We start from the raw sequence: 506 nt of genomic DNA on the forward strand, positions 1-506 counted from the left end.
GCTAAATTTATGAGGCTTGACGCTGAAGCCAATGATAAAGAATTTGACTATAACGAAACAAGAGATAAGAACAATAGCAAGGCCGTAAGATACGAGATAAGCATGCACAACTCAAACATCGATCACATAAATGAGCAAATAGGAATTCTAACAGAGCAGATCCATCAACGCCAAAGTGAGCTAAATGAGCTTAGAAATAAAATTTCTCAAACTCAAAATAGCTACAACCTTGTTTTAAAAGAAAAAGCTATCATGGAGCCTATCTTTAAAAAAGGTCTTGTTAGCGAGGTTGAATACATCCAACTTCAAAGACGCGTAAATGACCTAAAAGGCGAGCTTGACGCATCTGTGCTTGCCGTGCCAAGGGTCGAATCGACCATAAAAGAGGCAAAAAATAAGATAGAAGAGGCAAAGCTGGCATTTAAAAATAATGCAAAAAAAGAACTAAACGAAGTTTCAGCAGAGATCGCAAGGATTAATGAATCACAAATCAGTCTAAGCGATAG

Annotated in this window: 1 pseudogene; it reads left to right on the forward strand. The window is 37.4% G+C overall.

Annotation, left to right across the window (positions count from 1 at the left end):
- Positions 1-506, forward strand: a pseudogene (locus tag CYP28_RS09500) (HlyD family type I secretion periplasmic adaptor subunit); the annotation flags it as partial.

Origin of the sequence: Campylobacter concisus, assembly GCF_002914195.1 — a bacterium.
GTDB classification, from domain to species: domain Bacteria; phylum Campylobacterota; class Campylobacteria; order Campylobacterales; family Campylobacteraceae; genus Campylobacter_A; species Campylobacter_A concisus_M.